17 protein-coding genes are annotated in these 17,270 nt (G+C 63.8%); 10 read left to right on the top strand and 7 right to left on the bottom strand.

Annotation, left to right across the window (positions count from 1 at the left end; genetic code table 11):
• Nucleotides 1-7: 7 nt before the first annotated feature.
• The 7 genes from QZ656_RS22820 to QZ656_RS22850 all read left to right on the top strand — a co-directional run bounded on the left by QZ656_RS22820 (nt 8) and on the right by QZ656_RS22850 (nt 5,624).
• Nucleotides 8-301, top strand: a complete 294-nt coding sequence (locus tag QZ656_RS22820; protein ID WP_291995540.1) for an integration host factor subunit beta — start codon at nt 8-10, stop codon at nt 299-301.
• Between the two features lie 87 nt (nt 302-388).
• Nucleotides 389-658 (top strand): LapA family protein, encoded by a 270-nt coding sequence (locus QZ656_RS22825; RefSeq protein ID WP_291995541.1) that lies wholly within the window; start codon nt 389-391, stop codon nt 656-658.
• Nucleotides 659-701: 43 nt separating this feature from the next.
• Nucleotides 702-1,871 (top strand): lipopolysaccharide assembly protein LapB, encoded by a 1,170-nt coding sequence (gene lapB / locus QZ656_RS22830; RefSeq protein WP_291995542.1) that lies wholly within the window; start codon nt 702-704, stop codon nt 1,869-1,871.
• An 83-nt stretch (nt 1,872-1,954) separates the two neighbouring features.
• The gene (gene rfaE1, locus QZ656_RS22835; protein ID WP_291995543.1) at nt 1,955-2,887 is read left to right on the top strand and encodes a D-glycero-beta-D-manno-heptose-7-phosphate kinase; all 933 of its coding nucleotides are present in this window, start codon (nt 1,955-1,957) and stop codon (nt 2,885-2,887) included.
• Between the two features lie 14 nt (nt 2,888-2,901).
• Nucleotides 2,902-3,906 carry an ADP-glyceromanno-heptose 6-epimerase gene (gene rfaD / locus QZ656_RS22840; RefSeq protein WP_291995544.1) on the top strand — a complete coding sequence of 335 codons (1,005 nt, stop codon included), beginning with the start codon at nt 2,902-2,904 and terminating at the stop codon, nt 3,904-3,906.
• Complete coding sequence (gene cysM / locus QZ656_RS22845; protein ID WP_291995545.1) at nt 3,899-4,798, top strand: cysteine synthase CysM; 900 nt, start codon at nt 3,899-3,901, stop codon at nt 4,796-4,798. The genes rfaD and cysM overlap by 8 nt, the downstream gene beginning before the upstream one ends.
• A gap of 40 nt (nt 4,799-4,838) precedes the next feature.
• Nucleotides 4,839-5,624, top strand: a complete 786-nt coding sequence (locus QZ656_RS22850) for a 3'-5' exonuclease (RefSeq protein WP_291995546.1) — start codon at nt 4,839-4,841, stop codon at nt 5,622-5,624.
• A 146-nt stretch (nt 5,625-5,770) separates the two neighbouring features.
• On the opposite strand, the gene QZ656_RS22855 is transcribed toward QZ656_RS22850, so the two are convergent.
• Complete coding sequence (locus QZ656_RS22855) at nt 5,771-6,769, bottom strand: DUF3616 domain-containing protein (RefSeq protein ID WP_291995547.1); 999 nt, start codon at nt 6,767-6,769, stop codon at nt 5,771-5,773.
• Between the two features lie 183 nt (nt 6,770-6,952).
• Here QZ656_RS22855 and QZ656_RS22860 point away from each other — a divergent pair, with 183 nt between their 5' ends.
• Nucleotides 6,953-7,813 (top strand): amino acid ABC transporter substrate-binding protein, encoded by an 861-nt coding sequence (locus tag QZ656_RS22860; RefSeq protein WP_291995548.1) that lies wholly within the window; start codon nt 6,953-6,955, stop codon nt 7,811-7,813.
• 11 nt (nt 7,814-7,824) lie between these two features.
• Here the strand turns inward: QZ656_RS22860 and QZ656_RS22865 are convergent, their stop codons facing one another.
• A complete protein-coding gene (locus QZ656_RS22865) occupies nt 7,825-8,637 on the bottom strand; it encodes a DUF2189 domain-containing protein (protein WP_291995549.1) in 813 nt (270 codons plus the stop codon).
• 574 nt (nt 8,638-9,211) lie between these two features.
• Between QZ656_RS22865 and QZ656_RS22870 the strand changes: the two genes are divergently transcribed.
• Nucleotides 9,212-9,424 (top strand): hypothetical protein, encoded by a 213-nt coding sequence (locus QZ656_RS22870; protein WP_291995550.1) that lies wholly within the window; start codon nt 9,212-9,214, stop codon nt 9,422-9,424.
• 120 nt (nt 9,425-9,544) lie between these two features.
• On the top strand, nt 9,545-10,870 hold the full coding sequence (gene rimO / locus QZ656_RS22875) for a 30S ribosomal protein S12 methylthiotransferase RimO (protein ID WP_291995551.1): 1,326 nt from the start codon (nt 9,545-9,547) through the stop codon (nt 10,868-10,870).
• A gap of 29 nt (nt 10,871-10,899) precedes the next feature.
• Here the strand turns inward: rimO and QZ656_RS22880 are convergent, their stop codons facing one another.
• From QZ656_RS22880 to QZ656_RS22900, 5 genes are all read right to left on the bottom strand, one after another.
• Nucleotides 10,900-14,016, bottom strand: coding sequence for an error-prone DNA polymerase (locus tag QZ656_RS22880; RefSeq protein ID WP_291995552.1), 3,117 nt, complete (start codon nt 14,014-14,016; stop codon nt 10,900-10,902).
• A gap of 82 nt (nt 14,017-14,098) precedes the next feature.
• Entirely contained in the window at nt 14,099-15,244 is a 1,146-nt protein-coding gene (locus QZ656_RS22885) for a nucleotidyltransferase family protein (protein WP_291995553.1), read from the bottom strand.
• The gene (locus QZ656_RS22890; protein WP_291995554.1) at nt 15,237-16,124 is read right to left on the bottom strand and encodes an HprK-related kinase A; all 888 of its coding nucleotides are present in this window, start codon (nt 16,122-16,124) and stop codon (nt 15,237-15,239) included. Before QZ656_RS22890 ends, QZ656_RS22885 begins: the two co-directional genes overlap by 8 nt.
• A 26-nt stretch (nt 16,125-16,150) precedes the next feature.
• Complete coding sequence (locus QZ656_RS22895) at nt 16,151-16,441, bottom strand: HPr-rel-A system PqqD family peptide chaperone (RefSeq protein ID WP_291995555.1); 291 nt, start codon at nt 16,439-16,441, stop codon at nt 16,151-16,153.
• An 86-nt stretch (nt 16,442-16,527) separates the two neighbouring features.
• Nucleotides 16,528-17,040 (bottom strand): hypothetical protein, encoded by a 513-nt coding sequence (locus tag QZ656_RS22900; protein WP_291995556.1) that lies wholly within the window; start codon nt 17,038-17,040, stop codon nt 16,528-16,530.
• Nucleotides 17,041-17,270 lie beyond the last annotated feature (230 nt).

Raw genomic sequence — 17,270 nt, forward strand, 5'->3', positions numbered from 1 at the left:
TTGGTAGATGACCAAGTCAGACCTTATCGGCCAGTTGGCCGGGCGCTTCCCTCAACTGGTCGCCAAGGATGCGGACTTGTCAGTAAAAATGATTCTCGAGGCGATGGCCGAGGCCCTGGGCAAAGGTGATCGCATCGAGATTCGCGGCTTCGGAAGTTTCGCGTTGAACTATCGGCCGCCACGAGTAGGCCGCAATCCCAAATCGGGCGAGAAGGTTGATGTCCCGGAAAAGTGGGTGCCGCATTTCAAGGCAGGCAAGGAATTGCGGGAGCGCGTCGACGGTGTGCTGGATTTGATCTGATTGCTCTGTGGTCTGCTATGTCGGTCTGCGGGCGGCAACGAAAGTTGTCGCCCGTTTCCTGCGATAAGGTGATTGATGAGTTCTGTGATGTGGTTTCTGAGAATTATCCTGTTTCTCGTTATTTTTGCGTTCGCCATAAAGAACACCGACCCGGTGGGCGTTCGCTTCTTCCTTGACACCGTCTGGCAGGCACCCCTGGTGATTGTTCTGCTGGCTTCTTTCGCCGGCGGCGCGGTGTTTGCGGCACTGTCCTTGTTTACCACGCTGTTTTCTCAGCGTCGCGAAGTGGCCCGGCTGAAGCGTGCGCTCAGGGTGGCGCAGACCAGCGTCGTCGGCCCGCAGGGGCACCAGATGTGACGCCGCCCGGGAAGCAAGCGGTGGGTGGCCTGAAGTCGACGCCATGATCGAGTTCGAGTACTGGCAGCTGCTGCTTTTTCCCCTGTTTTTCGGGCTGGGCTGGGCGGCCGCCCGGATCGATATCCGGCACCTCGTGAAGGAGTCGCGCGCGCTGCCGCGCTCGTATTTCCAGGGCCTTAATTTCCTGCTCAACGAGCAGCCCGATCGCGCCATCGAGGCTTTCGTTGAAGCCGTCAAGGTCGATCCACAGACTATCGAAATCCACTTCGCGCTTGGTAGCCTGTTCCGTCGCCGCGGTGAAACCGAGCGTGCGATCCGCATGCATCAGCATCTGGTCGACCGTGACGATCTTGCCGAAGACCTGAAGCTGCAGGCGCTGGCCGAACTGGGGCAGGACTATCTCAAGGCGGGCCTGCTCGACGGTGCTGAAGCGGTGTTCGAGAAGTTGCGCGACTCGGCGATGGCCGAAGACGCCAAGCGCAACCTGCTCGAGATCTATCAGCTCGAAAAAGACTGGGAGAAGGCAATAGCCATCGCCTCCGAGCTGCCGGACTTCGCCTCGCACCGGGAAATCGCCGAATACTATTGCGAGCTGGCCGCCGCCGAAATGATCCGCTCGCGCCGGGAGCTGGCGGCAAGCTACCTGCAGACCGCACTCGAACGCAACCGCAAGTGCGTTCGCGCCAGCCTTCTCCAGGGTGATCTGCTCTTCCAGCAGGATCAGTTCGCTGCCGCGATCGCGTCGTGGCAGCGCATCGAGCAGCAGGATCCGACTTATCTGGCGCTGGTCGCCAAGCGCTTGCTCGACGCTTTTCGCCAGCAGGATCGCCGCGAGGCGGGTCTGCAGCTCTTGCGCGGCTATCTTGAGCATTACCCATCGCTGGACCTGCTCGACGTCGTCTTTCAGCTGGTACTCGAGAGCGGTGGGCCGGAAGCGGCGTACCGGCTGGTTCGCGACGAGCTGCGACGCAATCCGACGCTGCTCGGCTTCGACAAGCTGTTGGAGGCGAGACTGCTCTTCGCCTCGCCGGAAATTCGTCCCGACCTCGACCTGGCCAAGGGCATCGTGCAGGGCTACACCCGCCGCCTGGCACGCTATCGGTGCGATAATTGCGGCTTCAAGGCGCGCCAGTTCTATTGGCGTTGCCCGGCTTGTGGTGGTTGGGAAACCTACTCACCGAAGCGCACCGAAGAATTCGATCTGACGCCTTAGGGGGATTATGTTGCCTGTCACCGAGCCCGACCGCGGGCGTTGCCGCCTGGCGAGCGCCGCTCGCCCTGCCAAGACAGGCCGCGATGGACCTCGGTAGTCTGTCGGCCGCGCGGCTGCTGATCGTCGGCGACGTAATGCTGGATCGCTATTGGTTCGGTGACGTGGAGCGCATCTCGCCCGAGGCGCCGGTGCCGGTGGTCAAGGTGACGCGTCGCGAAGAGCGCCCGGGCGGCGCCGCCAATGTGGCGCGCAACGTCGCCGCTCTCGGCGCGCGCGTCGGCCTGTTGTCGGTCGTCGGCAACGACGAGGCGGGCAGGGCGCTCCAGAAGCTGCTGGAAGACAGCCGGATCGATGTCGGCCTGCACGTCGATCCGGCAATCAGTACCACGGTCAAGCTGCGCGTCATCGGTCGCCAGCAACAGTTGTTGCGCATCGATTTCGAAACGTCTCCGTCACATGAGGTGTTGCGCGCCAAGCTTGTCGAATTCGAGTCGCGCCTGCCCGACTGCGACGCAGTCATCCTTTCCGACTACGGCAAGGGCGGCTTGACGCATATCGGCGAAATGATCCGCCTGGCGCGGGCTGCCGGCAAGAAGGTGCTGGTCGATCCCAAGGGCGACGATTTTTCGAAGTACGCCGGGGCGACCGTCATCACTCCGAATCGTGGCGAGTTGCGGGCGGTGATCGGTCGCTGGCACGACGAGGATGAGCTGGCTCGCAAGGTGGCCAGGCTGCGCAGCGAGCTGTGCCTGGAGGCTTTGCTGGTGACCCGCAGCGAGGAGGGGATGTCGCTCTTCCATGCGGCGGGTGCCGTGCATCAGCAGGCGGTGGCGAGAGAGGTTTTTGATGTGTCGGGTGCCGGCGATACGGTCATCGCTACGCTGGCGGTGATGCTGGCGTGTGGCGCCAGTTGGTCGGACGCGGTGCATGCGGCGAACGTTGCCGCTGGCGTCGTGGTCGGCAAGCTCGGGACGGCGGTGGTCAGCTGTGCCGAGCTTGATGCGGCATTGAGGTGAGGTGAGTCCAGTCCATGTATACCATCGTAACGGGTGCCGCCGGCTTCATCGGCGCCAACCTCATCAAAGCGCTGAACGAACGCGGGCTGCGGCGGATCATCGCCGTCGATAACCTGCGCAAGGCGGACAAGTTCCGGAACCTTGTCGATTGCGATATCGCCGATTACATCGACAAGCAGGAATTCCTCGAACGCTTGCTGGCCGGCGATTTCGATGGCGACGTCAACGCCATTCTCCATCAGGGGGCGTGCTCGGATACCATGGAGATGGACGGCCGCTATATGATGGAAAACAACTATCGTTATTCGCTGGCGCTGCTCGACTGGTGTCTCGACCAGGAAGTGCCCTTCCTCTACGCGTCGAGTGCGGCGACCTACGGCGGTGGCGCGACGTTCAGCGAAGAGCGGCAGTACGAGGCGCCGCTGAACGTTTACGGCTATTCCAAGTTTCTCTTCGATCAGATCGTCCGCCAGCGCCTGGCGGCGGCTGGTGGCGCCAATTCGCAGGTCGTCGGTTTCCGCTATTTCAATGTGTACGGTCCACGCGAGTCGCACAAGGAGCGCATGGCTTCGGTCGCCTTTCACCACTACCAGCAGTTTCGCAGCGACGGCAAGGTCAAGCTCTTTGCCGGCTGCGACGGCTACGCCGATGGTCAGCAGCAGCGCGACTTCGTTTATGTCGACGACGTGGTGAGGGTCAACCTCCATTTTCTCGATCAGCCACAGACCTCGGGAATCTTCAACGTTGGCAGCGGGCGCGCGCAAAGCTTCAACGAGCTGGCGGTGGCCAACGTCAATGCCTGCCGGGCGCTGTCAGGGGAGCCGCCACTGGCGCTCGCCGAATTGGTGCGGCAGGGTCTGATCGAGTACATCCCGTTCCCGCCGGCGCTCAGGGGAAAATACCAGAGCTTCACGCAGGCCAACCTGGCGAAGTTGCGCCAGGCGGGCTACGAGCAGCGCTTCGCCGGCGTCGAAGATGGTGTTCCGCAGTATGTCAAGTGGTTGAGTGCCGGTGGATAAGACACTCGAGGATTACGTCGGCGAGACGCCGTTGGTGCGCCTCAAACGCTTGCCAGGCGCCGCCTGCGAGGCGCGCGGCAATCTCGTTCTGGCCAAGCTTGAAGGCAACAATCCGGCCGGTTCGGTGAAGGACAGGCCGGCGCTGTCGATGATCTCGCGTGCCGAACAGCGTGGCGACATCAAGCCCGGCGACACCCTGATCGAGGCGACGTCGGGCAATACCGGCATTGCTCTGGCGATGGCCGCGGCACTGCGCGGCTACCGGATGATCCTGGTGATGCCGGAGAACCAGAGCGTCGAACGGCGGCAGACGATGCGGGCTTTTGGTGCCGAGCTGGTACTGACGCCTCGCGACGGCGGCATGGAGTCGGCACGCGACGTCGCCGAGGGCCTGCGTCGCGATGGCCGTGGCATCATCCTCGATCAGTTCGCCAATCCCGACAACCCCCTGGCGCACTACGAAGGGACGGGGCCCGAGTTGTGGCGTCAGACCAACGGGCGAATCACGCATTTCGTCAGCAGCATGGGCACTACCGGCACGATCATGGGCGTCTCGCGCTACCTCAAGGAGCAGAACGCTGGCGTCTGCATCGTCGGCTGCCAACCCGAAGATGGCTCGCAGATCCCGGGCATCCGCAAATGGCCGGAAGCCTACCTGCCGAAGATCTTCGAGAGCACGCGGGTCGACCGTATCGAATCCGTCTCGCAGGGTGAGGCTGAAGAAATGACTCGCCGCCTGGCCAGAGACGAGGGCATCTTTGCCGGCATTTCGTCCGGTGGCGCGCTGGCCGTCGCCTTGCGGCTGGCCGGCGAACTCGACAACGCGACGATTGTCACCATCGTTTGTGATCGTGGTGACCGTTACCTGTCGACCGGCGTCTTTCCGGCTTGAGAAAATCTGGAGAAGCGTTTGCGGAGCGCTTGAGAAGCCGATGAAGCCGGTTCTCGCTTTCGACATCGAAACGATTCCGGACGTCGCTGGCTTGCGTCGGCTGCACGACCTCGACCCGGCGCTATCCGACGACGAAGTTGCCGAACTGGCATTTCAGCACCGGCGGGCGGCCCACGGTAACGATTTCCTGCCGCATCATCTGCAGCGCATAGCCGTCATTTCCTGCGCCCTGCGCGTCGGCAGCGATTTCCGGGTGTGGTCGCTGGCCGAGCCTGAACAGAGCGAAGGCGAGATCATTCAGCGTTTCTTCGACGGCATCGAGAAGTTTACGCCGCAGATCGTCTCGTGGAACGGTGGCGGCTTCGACCTGCCGGTGTTGCATTATCGCGGGCTGATTCACGGCGTCGTCGCGGCGCGCTACTGGGACCTCGGTGACGGCAACTACGGCGACAGCCGCGACTTCAAATGGAACAACTACATCAGCCGCTATCACACGCGCCACCTGGATCTGATGGACCTCCTGGCGATGTATCAGCCGCGCGCCAGTGTGCGTTTGGACGAGCTTGCCAAACTGATCGGTTTTCCCGGCAAGCTGGGCATGGATGGCGGCAAGGTGTGGCAGGCGTGGCAGGCGGGTGGAACTGCCGATGTTCGCGACTACTGCGAGACCGATGCTCTGAACACCTACCTGGTGTCAGTGCGCTTCCGCCTGCTGCGTGGCGAGCTGTCGCGCGCCGAGTACGACGCCGAGATGACCTTTGTTCGCGGCGAACTCGAGAAAATCGGCAAGCCGCACTGGCGGGAGTTCCTGGCCGCCTGGCGCTAGGGTAGCCGCGACGGCTCGCTGGCGTGCCGCCTGGCTGGCCGCCAGCGAGCGCGTGTCTTTTGCAGCGAGGTGCCAGGGCTCGGCCAGCCGAAAGGCAATCCGGACGGCTACCCGCCCGCTCGCCGACGAGCCGTCGGCTACTCCAGCTACTCCAGCGACTCCAGCGCGCGGCCGCGGAACGACCGCCGGCTCGCCGGCAGCTCCTTGCAAGGCACGCCGTTCGTTTTCTGGTTGCCGTCGTCACTGAGCACATAGATCCGGCCGGTGATGGCAAACAGTGCCTCCGGGTGCCAGGATCCGAAATCGACGTCCTTGAGCCGCTTCGGAGCTGCCGTCGCCTCGCCGGACCAACTGTAGAGCGCAAAGCCTTTGCCACTGGGCTGGTCTTTGCCGAAGGGCCCGGCGACGATCAGGAAGCCCGCCGCGACGCTTGCGATGCTGCGGATGCCGCGTCCGCCGAGATCGAGCCAGATCGCATCGCCGAAAAGGGGTGACGCGCCGTGGTCGATCACCGCCGCCGGATTCGTCAAGGGAACCAACAGCGCCCGCCCTTCGCGAAGCGGGTTGCGGAAGCCGATCAGCAGCGCTCCGTCAGCTGTCGCCGCCAGACCTTCGATGTTCACGCCGCCGGCTGCTTTGGGCGAGATGGCGAGCTCGCTGGCGCGCGCCAGAAGCTCGAAGCGGCGGTCGGCGATCAGCTTTTCGAGAAGGATCGAGTAGGACGCCGTGCCCGTCGTCCGTAGCCTTGGCGGGCTGGTATTGTCGATGATGTCGGTGGCAAAGAAGCGCTGCCGAGGCTCGGCGGTCTTGCCCTTGCTGGTCCGGCCATGCGAGGAAATCCAGTAGATCCGCTGGCCGATGCGCGCGCTACCCTCGAGATCCGCTTCTCTGGCCTTGCCACTTGCCTGGCGATTGCCGAGGTAGTCGGTGAGATCGATACGGGCCGTTGGGTCTGGCTTGCCAAGCCGGTAAATGGTCAACACATTCACTTCGTCGTCGGCGACGACGAAGTGCTCCGAGCCGAGGGCCACCGCCGCAGAGGCATCGCACAGACCACGGTAGGACGTTTCATCGGGACGCGCCGACGCCGATGGCGTGCAGGTGATCAGCGTCAGGAGCAGCAGGGGACTCATCAGTCGGCTCATTTCAACAGGCTCCGCTGGCGTTGTGAGGTAGCGCGCGCGTCTCTCGGCGACGGCGCGATGGCTGCCGGCAGCTGCGGCGTGGCCGCTGCCAGGTCAAGGAAGTGCCTGGAGACGTGATTCTCAAATCGTTGCCGCTGTGCCACAATCATCCCGTCTGAATAAGAATTGTTGCGGAGGAAGGTCATGGTGCAGCATCGCTGGATTCCATTTGTCGGGACAGCACTGGTGGTCTGCCTGAGCGCGCCATCGCAGGCGGCTGGCACACTCGACAAGATCAAGGCGTCGGGGACGATTGCGCTTGGCTATCGTGAGGCGTCGATTCCGTTCTCGTACACCGGTCAGGACCGGCAGCCCTGGGGCTATTCGGTCGACTTGTGTACGCACGTGGCGGCGGCGCTCGTCAAGCAGCTTGGACTTGACGAGCTGCAGTTGCAATGGGTCCCGGTGACGCCGGAGACGCGTATCGACAAAGTGAAGTCGGGTGCGATCGACCTCGAATGCGGCTCGACGACGAGTTCGCTTTCGCGCATGGAAGAGGTCGATTTCAGCCTGCCGATCTTCGTCGACGGCGGCAGCTACCTGTCGCCCTGGGCGGCCGGCATCAAGAGCCTGAAGGATCTGGCCGGCAAGAGAATTGCCGTCGCCGCGGGCACGACGACCGAACGGACGCTGGCCGAAGCTCTGCGCGAGAACCGGGTCGGCGCTGAGCTGGTCAAGGTCAGTGACCATCAGCAGGGGATCAACGCGATGATCAAGGGCAATGTCGTTGCTTACGCGTCGGATCGAGCCTTGCTGATCGGTCTGGCTCTCGACTCGGGGAACCAGGATTCCTGGGCGCTCGGCAACGAAATATTTTCGTATGAACCTTACGCATTGATGCTGCGTCGCGACGACGCCGACTTCCGCCTGGTGGTCAATCGGGAATTGGCGCGTCTCAGTCGCAGTGGCGAGATTTACGCCATCCATGAGCGCTGGTTTGGCGTCCTTGCCAAGCCCGGACCGACGCTGCAGAGCGTCTACTTCCTGAACGGCTTGCCGGAGTAGGCTGGCACGACTCAAGGCGTGGCCGTTGCGCTCGGGTCGTCGTCTTCTGGTGCGACGATGTCCCGATAGGCGTACCACGTTGAGTGCCCGACCAGCGGCATGGTGACGATCAGGCCGATAAAGAAGGTCGCAAAGCCGATGACGCCAAGGATCCCGATGCACGCTCCCCAAAGCAACAGGGGGACCGGGTTGCGGCTGCAGGCGACGAGGCTGGCGATGGCCGCGGTGACTGCGTCGGTCTTGCGGTCGAACATGAGTGGTACGGCGATGACACTGATGGCGAAAACGAAAGTTGCGAAAAAACCACCGACGGCAAAGTAGACCAGCGCGAAGTCGAGCTGCTCGAAAGTCAGAACGGCATGGACGACGTTACCGAAGGTCGGTAATCCGCCCATAAAGAAGAGCGCAAAAACAATGATCGATGCGCGCGCCCAGACCAGCAGGACGATCGCCAGCAGGGCGGCAAAGAGACCGACGTTCGGCAGGTTCGGGCGCCAGGCGGCGAGCGTCGGCAACAGTCGTGGCGGCATGCCGAATTCGATCCGCCGACTGAGATCGTAGAGCCCCAGCGTCAGGAACGGGCCGACCAGCAGGAAGCCGGTGGTCAAGCCTGCGAAGAGCGCGTAGGCTTCGGCAAAAACGACCTGCATCAACCAACCGGCGGTCGCGAAGCAGCAGCCGTAGAAGAGGCTGGGCAGGCCGCTCTTGCAGAGGTCATGCCAGCCGCCACGCATCCAGCCGACGACGGCGCCAGCTTTCACGCGGCGGATGACCGGGAAGCGGCTGGCAGGGCTTTCGCTGCCTGGCGCTTGATTTTCGCTCATCGACGGGCCTCCTTCAGTTTCGTATGATTTTCGCTTCCGTTCGGCCTTGGTCGCCAGACGGCGCTTGCCGACTGCCGGAGTTGTGCCCAGCGGGCTCATGGCGGGCCGGCCATCCGGCACTCCGCCTTGACCGTCGCAGCTGCTGGCGAAGCGGCGCGGTGCTTGTCGCAACGCAAGTAATGACGCACCGTTATATAGCACATTGAGAAGCATTCGTAACCTGTCGAGCAAATCTCGAATTCTGCGATAGCCTGGCACAGCGCCCACTGGCGGCGGTTCGGGAGTGTCCACGGCGCTACTGACTGCGGCGATCGCCGCGTCGGGCGGCAACAAACCTGCGCCGGCGTTTGGCCGATGCTCGAGCAGCGCTTGCCGGTCGTTCGTGGTCGTGCCGTGTGCCAGCGCGCTTGCGAGTCGGGCCAGGGTTTGACTCCGGAGCGCTCTCGCTTACAATCCCGGCGGAAAGCGTTCGCTACGTGTTGCGTTCGACGCGGTCGCTGTCGCCAGGACTGTGTCGGCTGTTGCCGAGACGGTAGAGCAAGGAAAGTTGGTTTACACGCATAAGGGGGTATCCATGGACGGTCTTCTTCTATTACTCGGGCGCGCTGCCGGAATTGTTGGCCTGGGCCTGTGCCTCGTCGCCGCGGTGATGCGTCTTCTCGGGAATTTCTACCTTGGCACGCTGCAACTGGCGACGCTCCTGCAGGCCGGTATTGGCGGCGTCGTCATTGGCTGTTTTTTTCTGCTGCTGGTGTTGGCTGCCCGTTCCTTGCCCGCGCGCGAATGATTCCTGGTGCTGATCGGGCGCGCGCCATAAGCCGTGCTTGATCACGCTTGATCAATACGGCGGCTCGGTGGCCGACCGCTGGCGGTATACTGGCGGGCTATTCAAGACAAGTGGTACGCCATGTCCAAGCCGAAAAAAGTTGGTTTTGTTTCGCTGGGTTGCCCGAAGGCGCTGGTCGACTCCGAACAGATTCTGACCAAGCTGCGCGCCGAGGGCTATCTGATTTCACCTTCGTATGAAGGTGCCGATCTGGTCGTCGTCAATACCTGTGGCTTTATCGACGCGGCGGTTGAGGAGTCGCTGGACGCCATCGGTGAGGCGCTGACCGAGAACGGCAAGGTGATCGTCACCGGTTGCCTGGGGGCCCGGGAAGACGTGATCCGCAAGGCGCATCCGCAGGTGCTGGCGGTGACCGGCCCGCATGCGGCCGACGAGGTGCTGCAGCACGTGCATGCCCACCTGCCGCAGCCACACGACCCGTTTACCAGCCTGGTGCCGCCACACGGCGTCAAACTGACGCCGCAGCATTTTGCCTACCTCAAGATTTCCGAGGGCTGCAATCACAGCTGCACCTTCTGCATCATCCCTTCGCTGCGTGGCCCACTGGTCAGCCGACCGATCGGCGACGTGTTGCAGGAAGCGAAGAGTCTCGCCGACGCCGGTGTGCGCGAACTGTTGGTCATCTCGCAGGACACCAGCGCGTACGGCGTCGACGTCAAGTACCGGACCGGTTTTGTCGGTGGCCGTCCGCTGCGGACCAGGCTGCTTGAACTCTGCGAGGCGCTGGGGGATTTGGGAATCTGGGTGCGTCTGCACTACGTTTACCCGTATCCGAGCGTAGACACGCTGCTGCCGCTGATGGCCGAAGGCCGTATCCTGCCCTACCTCGACGTCCCTTTCCAGCACGCCAGTGCGCGTGTTCTGAAAGCGATGAAGCGTCCGGCCAGCGCCGAAAACAATCTCGAGCGTCTCAGGGCATGGCGCGCGATCTGCCCGGAAATCACGGTGCGTAGCACCTTTATTACCGGTTTCCCCGGCGAAACCGATGCCGAATTCGAGGAATTGCTGGCGTTCATCCGGGAAGCTCGGCTGGACCGGCTGGGCTGCTTTGCCTACTCGGCGGTGGACGGTGCGACGGCCAATGCCTTGCCCGATGCGGTGCCAGCGGAGCTTCGCGAGGAACGGCGGCGGCGTTTGATGGAAGTGCAGGAAGACATCTCGGCCGAGCTGCTGGCGGCCAAGATCGGGCGAGAAATCGAGGTCCTGGTCGACGAGGTCGACGACGAAGGGGCGATCGCGCGTTCGTCAGCCGACGCGCCGGAAATCGACGGGCTGGTGTTCATCAATGACTATTTCGACGCCGCGCCCGGCGATTTTCTGCGGGTGCGGGTGGTCGACGCCGACGAGCACGATCTTTACGCCGAGGTCGCTGCCAGCGACGCTTGACGGGCATCCAGGCGCTGGCCTGCGGCCAATCAACGGAAATTTCGACTGCTGGTAGGCAGGCGACCGAGCAGCGACGACAGGTCGACCAGGCGCTTGGCGACCAAATGGACGACCTGGCCTTCGCGCTGCACCTGCCCGAGGACGCCGAGCAGGCGTGCTGCCAGCAACTCGCGGCCTTGCTGCTCGACCAGCCGTGAGTGTACGACGATGTTGGCCAGTCCGGTTTCGTCTTCCAGAGTGACAAATACAATCCCGCTGGCGGTGCCCGGCCGCTGCCGGCAGCTGACAATCCCGGCCACGCGCAACAGCTGGCGATCGGCGGCGTGCTGGAGCTCGTTGGCGGTAACGTAGCGTTGCGCGGCCAGGTGCACGCGCAACAGGGTCAGCGGATGGCGACCGAGCGTCAGACCGGTACTGGCGTAATCGGCGATCAGTTCCTCGGCTTCTGACGGTGGCGCGAGTTCGAGCGCGACCTCCGCTGCCAGCGCGCCGTCGAGCAGGTCGAGTTGCCGGGTGGCGCCGGCCGCTGCCCAGGCGGCTTGCCGGCGATGACCGGCAAGCTTGGCCAGGGCGCCGGCAGCGGCGAGCATGGCGAGCTCGCTGGATGCCAGTTGCGCTCGCGCTGCGAGGTCGGCGACGCTAGCCAGGGGGCGTTGCTGGCGGGCGGCGAGCAGACGTGTGGCGACCGCCTGCGACAGTCCGCTGATACTGGCCAGACCCAGGCGGACGGCGACGCGGCTGGCGCTCACCGCCGGCCCGGACGATTCGAGCTGCGCGTCCCAGCCGCTGTCGCTCACGGTCACTGGCAGAACCTGCACGCCGTGTCGGCGCGCGTCCTGCAGCAGCTGCGAAGGCGAGTAGAAGCCGAGCGGCTGGCTGTTCAGCAGGGCACACAGGAAAGCCGCCGGATGGTGACGCTTGAGCCACGCCGAGACGTAGACCAGCAGGGCGAACGAGGCGGCGTGTGATTCAGGGAAACCATATTCGCCGAAACCCCGAATCTGGGCAAAGATGCGCTGCGCAAACGCTTCGTCGTGGCCGCGCTGGCGCATGCCGCTGAGCAGTTTTTCTTCGAAAGGCTCGAGCCCGCCCTTGCGTCGCCAGGCGGCCATGGCGCGGCGCAGTTGATCGGCCTCGCCGGCCGTGAAGCCGCCGGCGACCACCGCCAGCTGCATCACCTGCTCCTGGAAGATCGGCACGCCGCAGGTCCGGCCGAGAACGGCGGCGATCTCCGGGCGCATCGGCTCGATGGCTTCCTGGCCGTGCCGGCGACGCAGGTAGGGATGGACCATGTCGCCCTGGATCGGCCCCGGCCTGACCAGCGCTACTTCGATCACCAGGTCGTAGAAATTGCGTGGTCTGAGGCGCGGCAGCATCGCCATCTGCGCCCGCGATTCGATCTGAAAGACGCCGACGGTATCGGCAGCACAGAGCATGTCGTAGACCGCCGGGTCTTCGGGCGGGACGTCCGGCAAGCCGATACCGACCAGATCGAGCGCCCGGTGGATCGCCGAGAGCATGCCCAGCGCCAGGATGTCGACCTTCAGTAGCCCGAGGGCGTCGAGGTCGTCCTTGTCCCACTGGATCACCGTCCGCTCGGGCATCGCGGCGTTTTCTATCGGCACCAGCCGTGCCAGTGCGCCGCGCGAGATGACGAAGCCGCCAACGTGTTGTGAGAGGTGGCGCGGGAAACCGCGCAGTGCGTCGGCCAGCGCCAGCCATTTGGCAACGCGCGGCGCCGCCGGATCGAGGCCGACCGCGCGCAGGCGATCGGGTAGTTGATCGCGCTGGTCCCACCAGGCCAGCGAAGCGGTCAGGGCGTCGATCTGGGCGTTGCCGAAGCCGAGCGCGCGGCCGACGTCACGCAGCGCGCCACGCGTTCGGTAGGTGATCACCGCGGCCGTCAGCGCGGCGCGGTCACGTCCGTACCTGGCGTAGAGGTACTGGATCACCTCCTCGCGTCGCTGGTGTTCGAAATCGACGTCGATATCCGGTGGCTCGCCGCGCTCACGCGAGATGAAGCGTTCGAAAAGAAGCGTCGAGCGCGCCGGATCGACTTCGGTGATGCCGAGGCAGTAACACACCGCCGAATTGGCCGCCGAGCCGCGTCCCTGGCAAAGGATGTTGCGGCTGCGCGCAAAATTGACGATGTCGTAGACGGTCAGGAAGTAGGGCTCGTAAGCGAGTTCGCCGATCAGCGCCAGTTCGTGGTCGACACGCTCGCGGACGCCGGGCGGCAGCGTGCCGGGATAGCGTCGGCACAGCCCTTTTTCCACTTCGCCACGCAGGAAGTCCGACGCCGTCTGGCCGTTTGGCACCACTTCGTCGGGGTATTCGTAGCGCAGTTCGGCGAGCGAGAAATTGCAGCGGCCGGCGATGGCCAACGTTTCTGCCAGCAGCGCGGGTGGATAGAGCCGTGCCAGCCGCAGGCGGCTGCGCAGGTGGCGCTCGCCGTTGGCAAAGAGCGCGCGGCCAGCGGCAAAGACCGTGCACTTCAGGCGAATTGCCGTTAGCGTGTCCTGCAGTGGCCGGCGGGCGCGTTGGTGCATGTGCACGTCGCCGGCGGCGACTGCCGGCAGGCCGCTCGCTTTGGCCAGTTCCAGCAGCCTCGCCAGTCGCGACGCGTCGTCGCCGCCGGCATGCAGTTCGACGGCCAACCACGAGCGCGCCGGAAAGCGCGTTGCCAGCCAGCACCCGTCTGTCGCGCTGCTGTCAGCGCTCGGGATCCACAAGGCCAGGCAATCGGGAACGGCGCCGCTGCTGCCAGCGAAATTGCCGGGACTCTCGAGGTCGCCGCGGGACAGGCGGTAGTCGCCCTTGCGCGCGCGTCTACGGGCCAGCGTGATCAGTGCCGACAGATTGCCGTAGCCGGCACGGTTCTGCGCCAGCAGGATCAGCCTGAGGCTGGCCCCCGATTCATTGGCGAGACGAAATTCGGCGCCGATGATGAGTGGCAGGCCACGCGCGCTGGCCGCTCGATGCGCGCGCACGATACCGGCCAGCGACGCTTCGTCGGTGATCGCCAGCGCGCTGTAGCCGAGCGCCTGCGCGTGCTCGACCAGTTCTTCGGGATGCGAGGCACCGCGCAGGAAGGAAAAGTTGGAGCAGCAGTGCAGTTCGGCGTAGAGCGGCAGGGTATCGGACATCGTGAAATACTGTTGTTATTTACAGTATATCGCTTTGTCCGGAATTTGTTCGCGTTTGCCGCCGCTGGCGCGGTCTTGCCGGCTATTGCTGCTTAAGGTCCAGTTGCGCCAGATCGATCCGCTTGCGGAAGCCGCGAAAGCGCAACCACGCCTTGCGCGACAGGTGTCGGGCCAGCAGGCCGGGTGGCATCCGCAACCAGTGGGCGCGCACATAGATCAGCCAGCGGGCGAGGGCCGCCAGGCGCGAGGGATAATCCGGGTGTTCAGGCAGCAGCGCCAGGTGAATCAGGCGATCCATCAGCCCGCGGATCGGCCAGGCCGGCGCCGCGTCGGCCAGCCCGCGTAGTACCTCCGGGGGAATCGGCGTGCCGAAAAGTCGTTGCGCATGATGCAGGCCGTAGAATAAGGGTCGCTGAAAACCAAGCTCGCGTGCCCGTAGCGCCAGGCCCGCCCAGAATCCTGGCTCCTGGCCATGGTGGCAAAGCAGATCGTGGACATCGACCAGATCGCGCAGGCGCAGACCCTCGTCGGGATCGCCCTCGAGAAACAGGTGCACCAGGGCGTGCAGCACCATGTCGGCAGGTGCAAGAACGCGTAGCCGCGGGTCGGCGAGTGGTCGGGCCGCCGCGAATAGTGGTGCCGGGTCCGATTTCAGGTGGCTGGTCTTCGGCAGCAGCCGATGATGAATGTCGATTTCGGTACCCCGCTCGCGGTGACGGAGCGGCGGAATCTCGTGCATCCAGACGCGGTAGTAACGGTCGTCGTACGGGTCGATGTCGGTCTTGAACCAGCCGCGTTCGACGAGTCTTTCCTCGATTTCGCCGAGCCGATCTTCCGGCACCAGCAGATCGAGGTCGGCGAAGATCCGGCCGCGCGCCGGCGGCAAGCCGGCCAGCAGATAGCCGGTGCCCTTGAGCAGGATCAGCGGCACGTCGATGCCCTTGAGCGCCCACAGCAGACGGTTTACTTCCCAGGAGATCAGCGTCTGCCGATGCGCGATGACGTTGTGGGAGGCCCGCAGATGGGCGGCGGCGCGGGGCGGGATCTGGCCGAGCAAATTCGCCTGTTCGAGATCGGACTGCAGTCGTCCGAGTAGCCTGTTGCGGCGGGCTACGCGCAGCAGCAGTTCCCAGTCGGCAGGTGGCAGGGCGGGCAGTTTTTCGGGCGCCTGCAGCGCCTCGAACAGAAGCCGCTGCGCTCGCCGGTTTTCGCTGGCGGGTTTAGCCATCGCTGGCCTGCGAAAGTTTGTCGAGCGCGTTGACCGCGTCGTCGAGATCCGAGTAGACCAGGGAATACGCATCGCAGGAGCGGACCATCTCGGTAACCAGCCGAAAGGCAATTTCGTCGAGGACCTCGTAGTTGAACGCGTTGGTTGCCACGCTCAGGAAAGCCTGGCTTTTCGGCATTGCTTCGAGGGTGAAGGGCGCCCCGGCGACCCAGCGCGGGAAAACGAGCCAGCGCGGACGCGCCGGCTCCTGCGCGCGCCTGATGCTTTCCACCGGTGGCCGTACATGCGCTACCGTGCCCTTGCGGGTTTCCAGGAAGGACGGCCCGATGATCGCCTCGGGCCTGAATTTCCGGATCACCTCGATCGACTGGTTCTTCAGCGGGATCAGGCGCGGTATGGGGAGCAGCATGCCATCTTCGGGCCGGACAATTCCGAATTCGTCGGAGAGCAGGCGCCAGCCGGAGTGGATCAGTGCGGTACAGAGCGTCGACTTGCCGTCGCCCGGCGAGGCCGGAAACACGATCGCCCGGCCATTGCGCTCAACCGCCGCTGAATGCAGCAGCAGCAAGTGATGGGCGCGCGTCGCAACGCACCAGTTGATTCCCCATTCGAGCGCCGGAAAGGCATGTTCGATGGTATAGGGAGCGAAGGGCAATTGTCCATCGATGCCAAAGCACGCCTGCCGGCGTAGCCAGCGGCGCAGCCCGCGCGGTGCGCTGATGTCGACGTGAAAGTCGCTGATCGCTGCCGGCTCTGGCAGGGGGTAGGGCTCGTACAGCTGATGGGCGAGTGACGCGAAGGAGCCGAGGTTGGAGCGAATCCTGAGATTGAAAGGGCCGAACTGGAGTGCCAGACCTTCTCCCGCCAAGCGATCAGCCAATTCCCGGCGACTAAGGTCACCGACGATCATTGTGCGGTGCTGGGGTCGTCCACGAACTCGACCAGGCCCAGTTCCTCCAGCCTCGTCGTAGCGAATTCGAAATCGTTGGCGGCCAGTTCATCCTGGCTAACACCAAGGGCAGCTTCGGTTTGGTGCCTGAGCACTTCCATCGACAGGGGACCTTGTTGCAGGCATTTCAAGATCAATACGGTGGTCTCGTTGAAAACGTGCGTCGCGGCAGCTGCCGGCTGATAAACAATGTAGATATCATCCCACTCTTGCCAGATCAAGCGATCAGCAAGCGGCGACACCAGCATCAGCTCGGCTCTCGCGCCGTGCACGCCGCCATCAGGAAAGTTCTGGAGCGCATTCTATCGCATTCCAGAAAAGCTTGCCGAGACGTCTAACCGTAGAGGGAGGTGGCGCTTGCAGCACTGAGGATCGCAACCGGCTGATTATTGTTGTACAAGCCGCCATCGCAATAGCGATAGGCAACGCCGCCGCCGGGCGCCCCCTGTTCCAGGACAACGCCGTTTTGAACTCCGCCGTTGATCTTTATCCCTTCTCCGCCATTGGCAGGGCATTGCTGCGCGTCAGTGGCGCAAACTTCCGACTGGCCGCTCGGAATGCCCTCTGTAGCGTTAATCTTGAATCGGGTAATGGCTTGACCGTTTTCATCCGTTGTTACAACTTGCTCGAGCGTCCCGATCGCTTTTGCAGCCGTGCACGATACCGCCGCCGCTACCGCGCCGCTCCGCAAAGTCAGCACCAATGGCGCGAGAGCCATTGCACCGCGGACCAGGCGCCGCCGCTTCGCGTCCGAAATCAAAGCACTTTCGGGGTTGGCTGTCGCACCGGGTGCAGATGACAAATCGACCGACTTGTTCGCGTCGTCAAGGTGTTCCGTAGATTTCATCGGTGCAGCTCCTAAAAGTTTTCGTCTGCGGTGCAGGTGTGACAGCTTCCACAAGCTCGTTCCGCGGTGATCAATCAGCAAGCGCTTCGCTAGGGTGGCCAAGGCGGCGCGCAGTTCTTGTCTGGCTGACCCTTATCTTCGCTCTCGCGACGCAAATTGACTGTCGATTACGTCACGTTTTGACCAAAGATGCTGGACGCTCCTGCCGCGGCTACGCACTTTTCCTGAAC

It is taken from the genome of Candidatus Accumulibacter sp. ACC003, assembly GCF_907163085.1.
Lineage (GTDB): Bacteria > Pseudomonadota > Gammaproteobacteria > Burkholderiales > Rhodocyclaceae > Accumulibacter.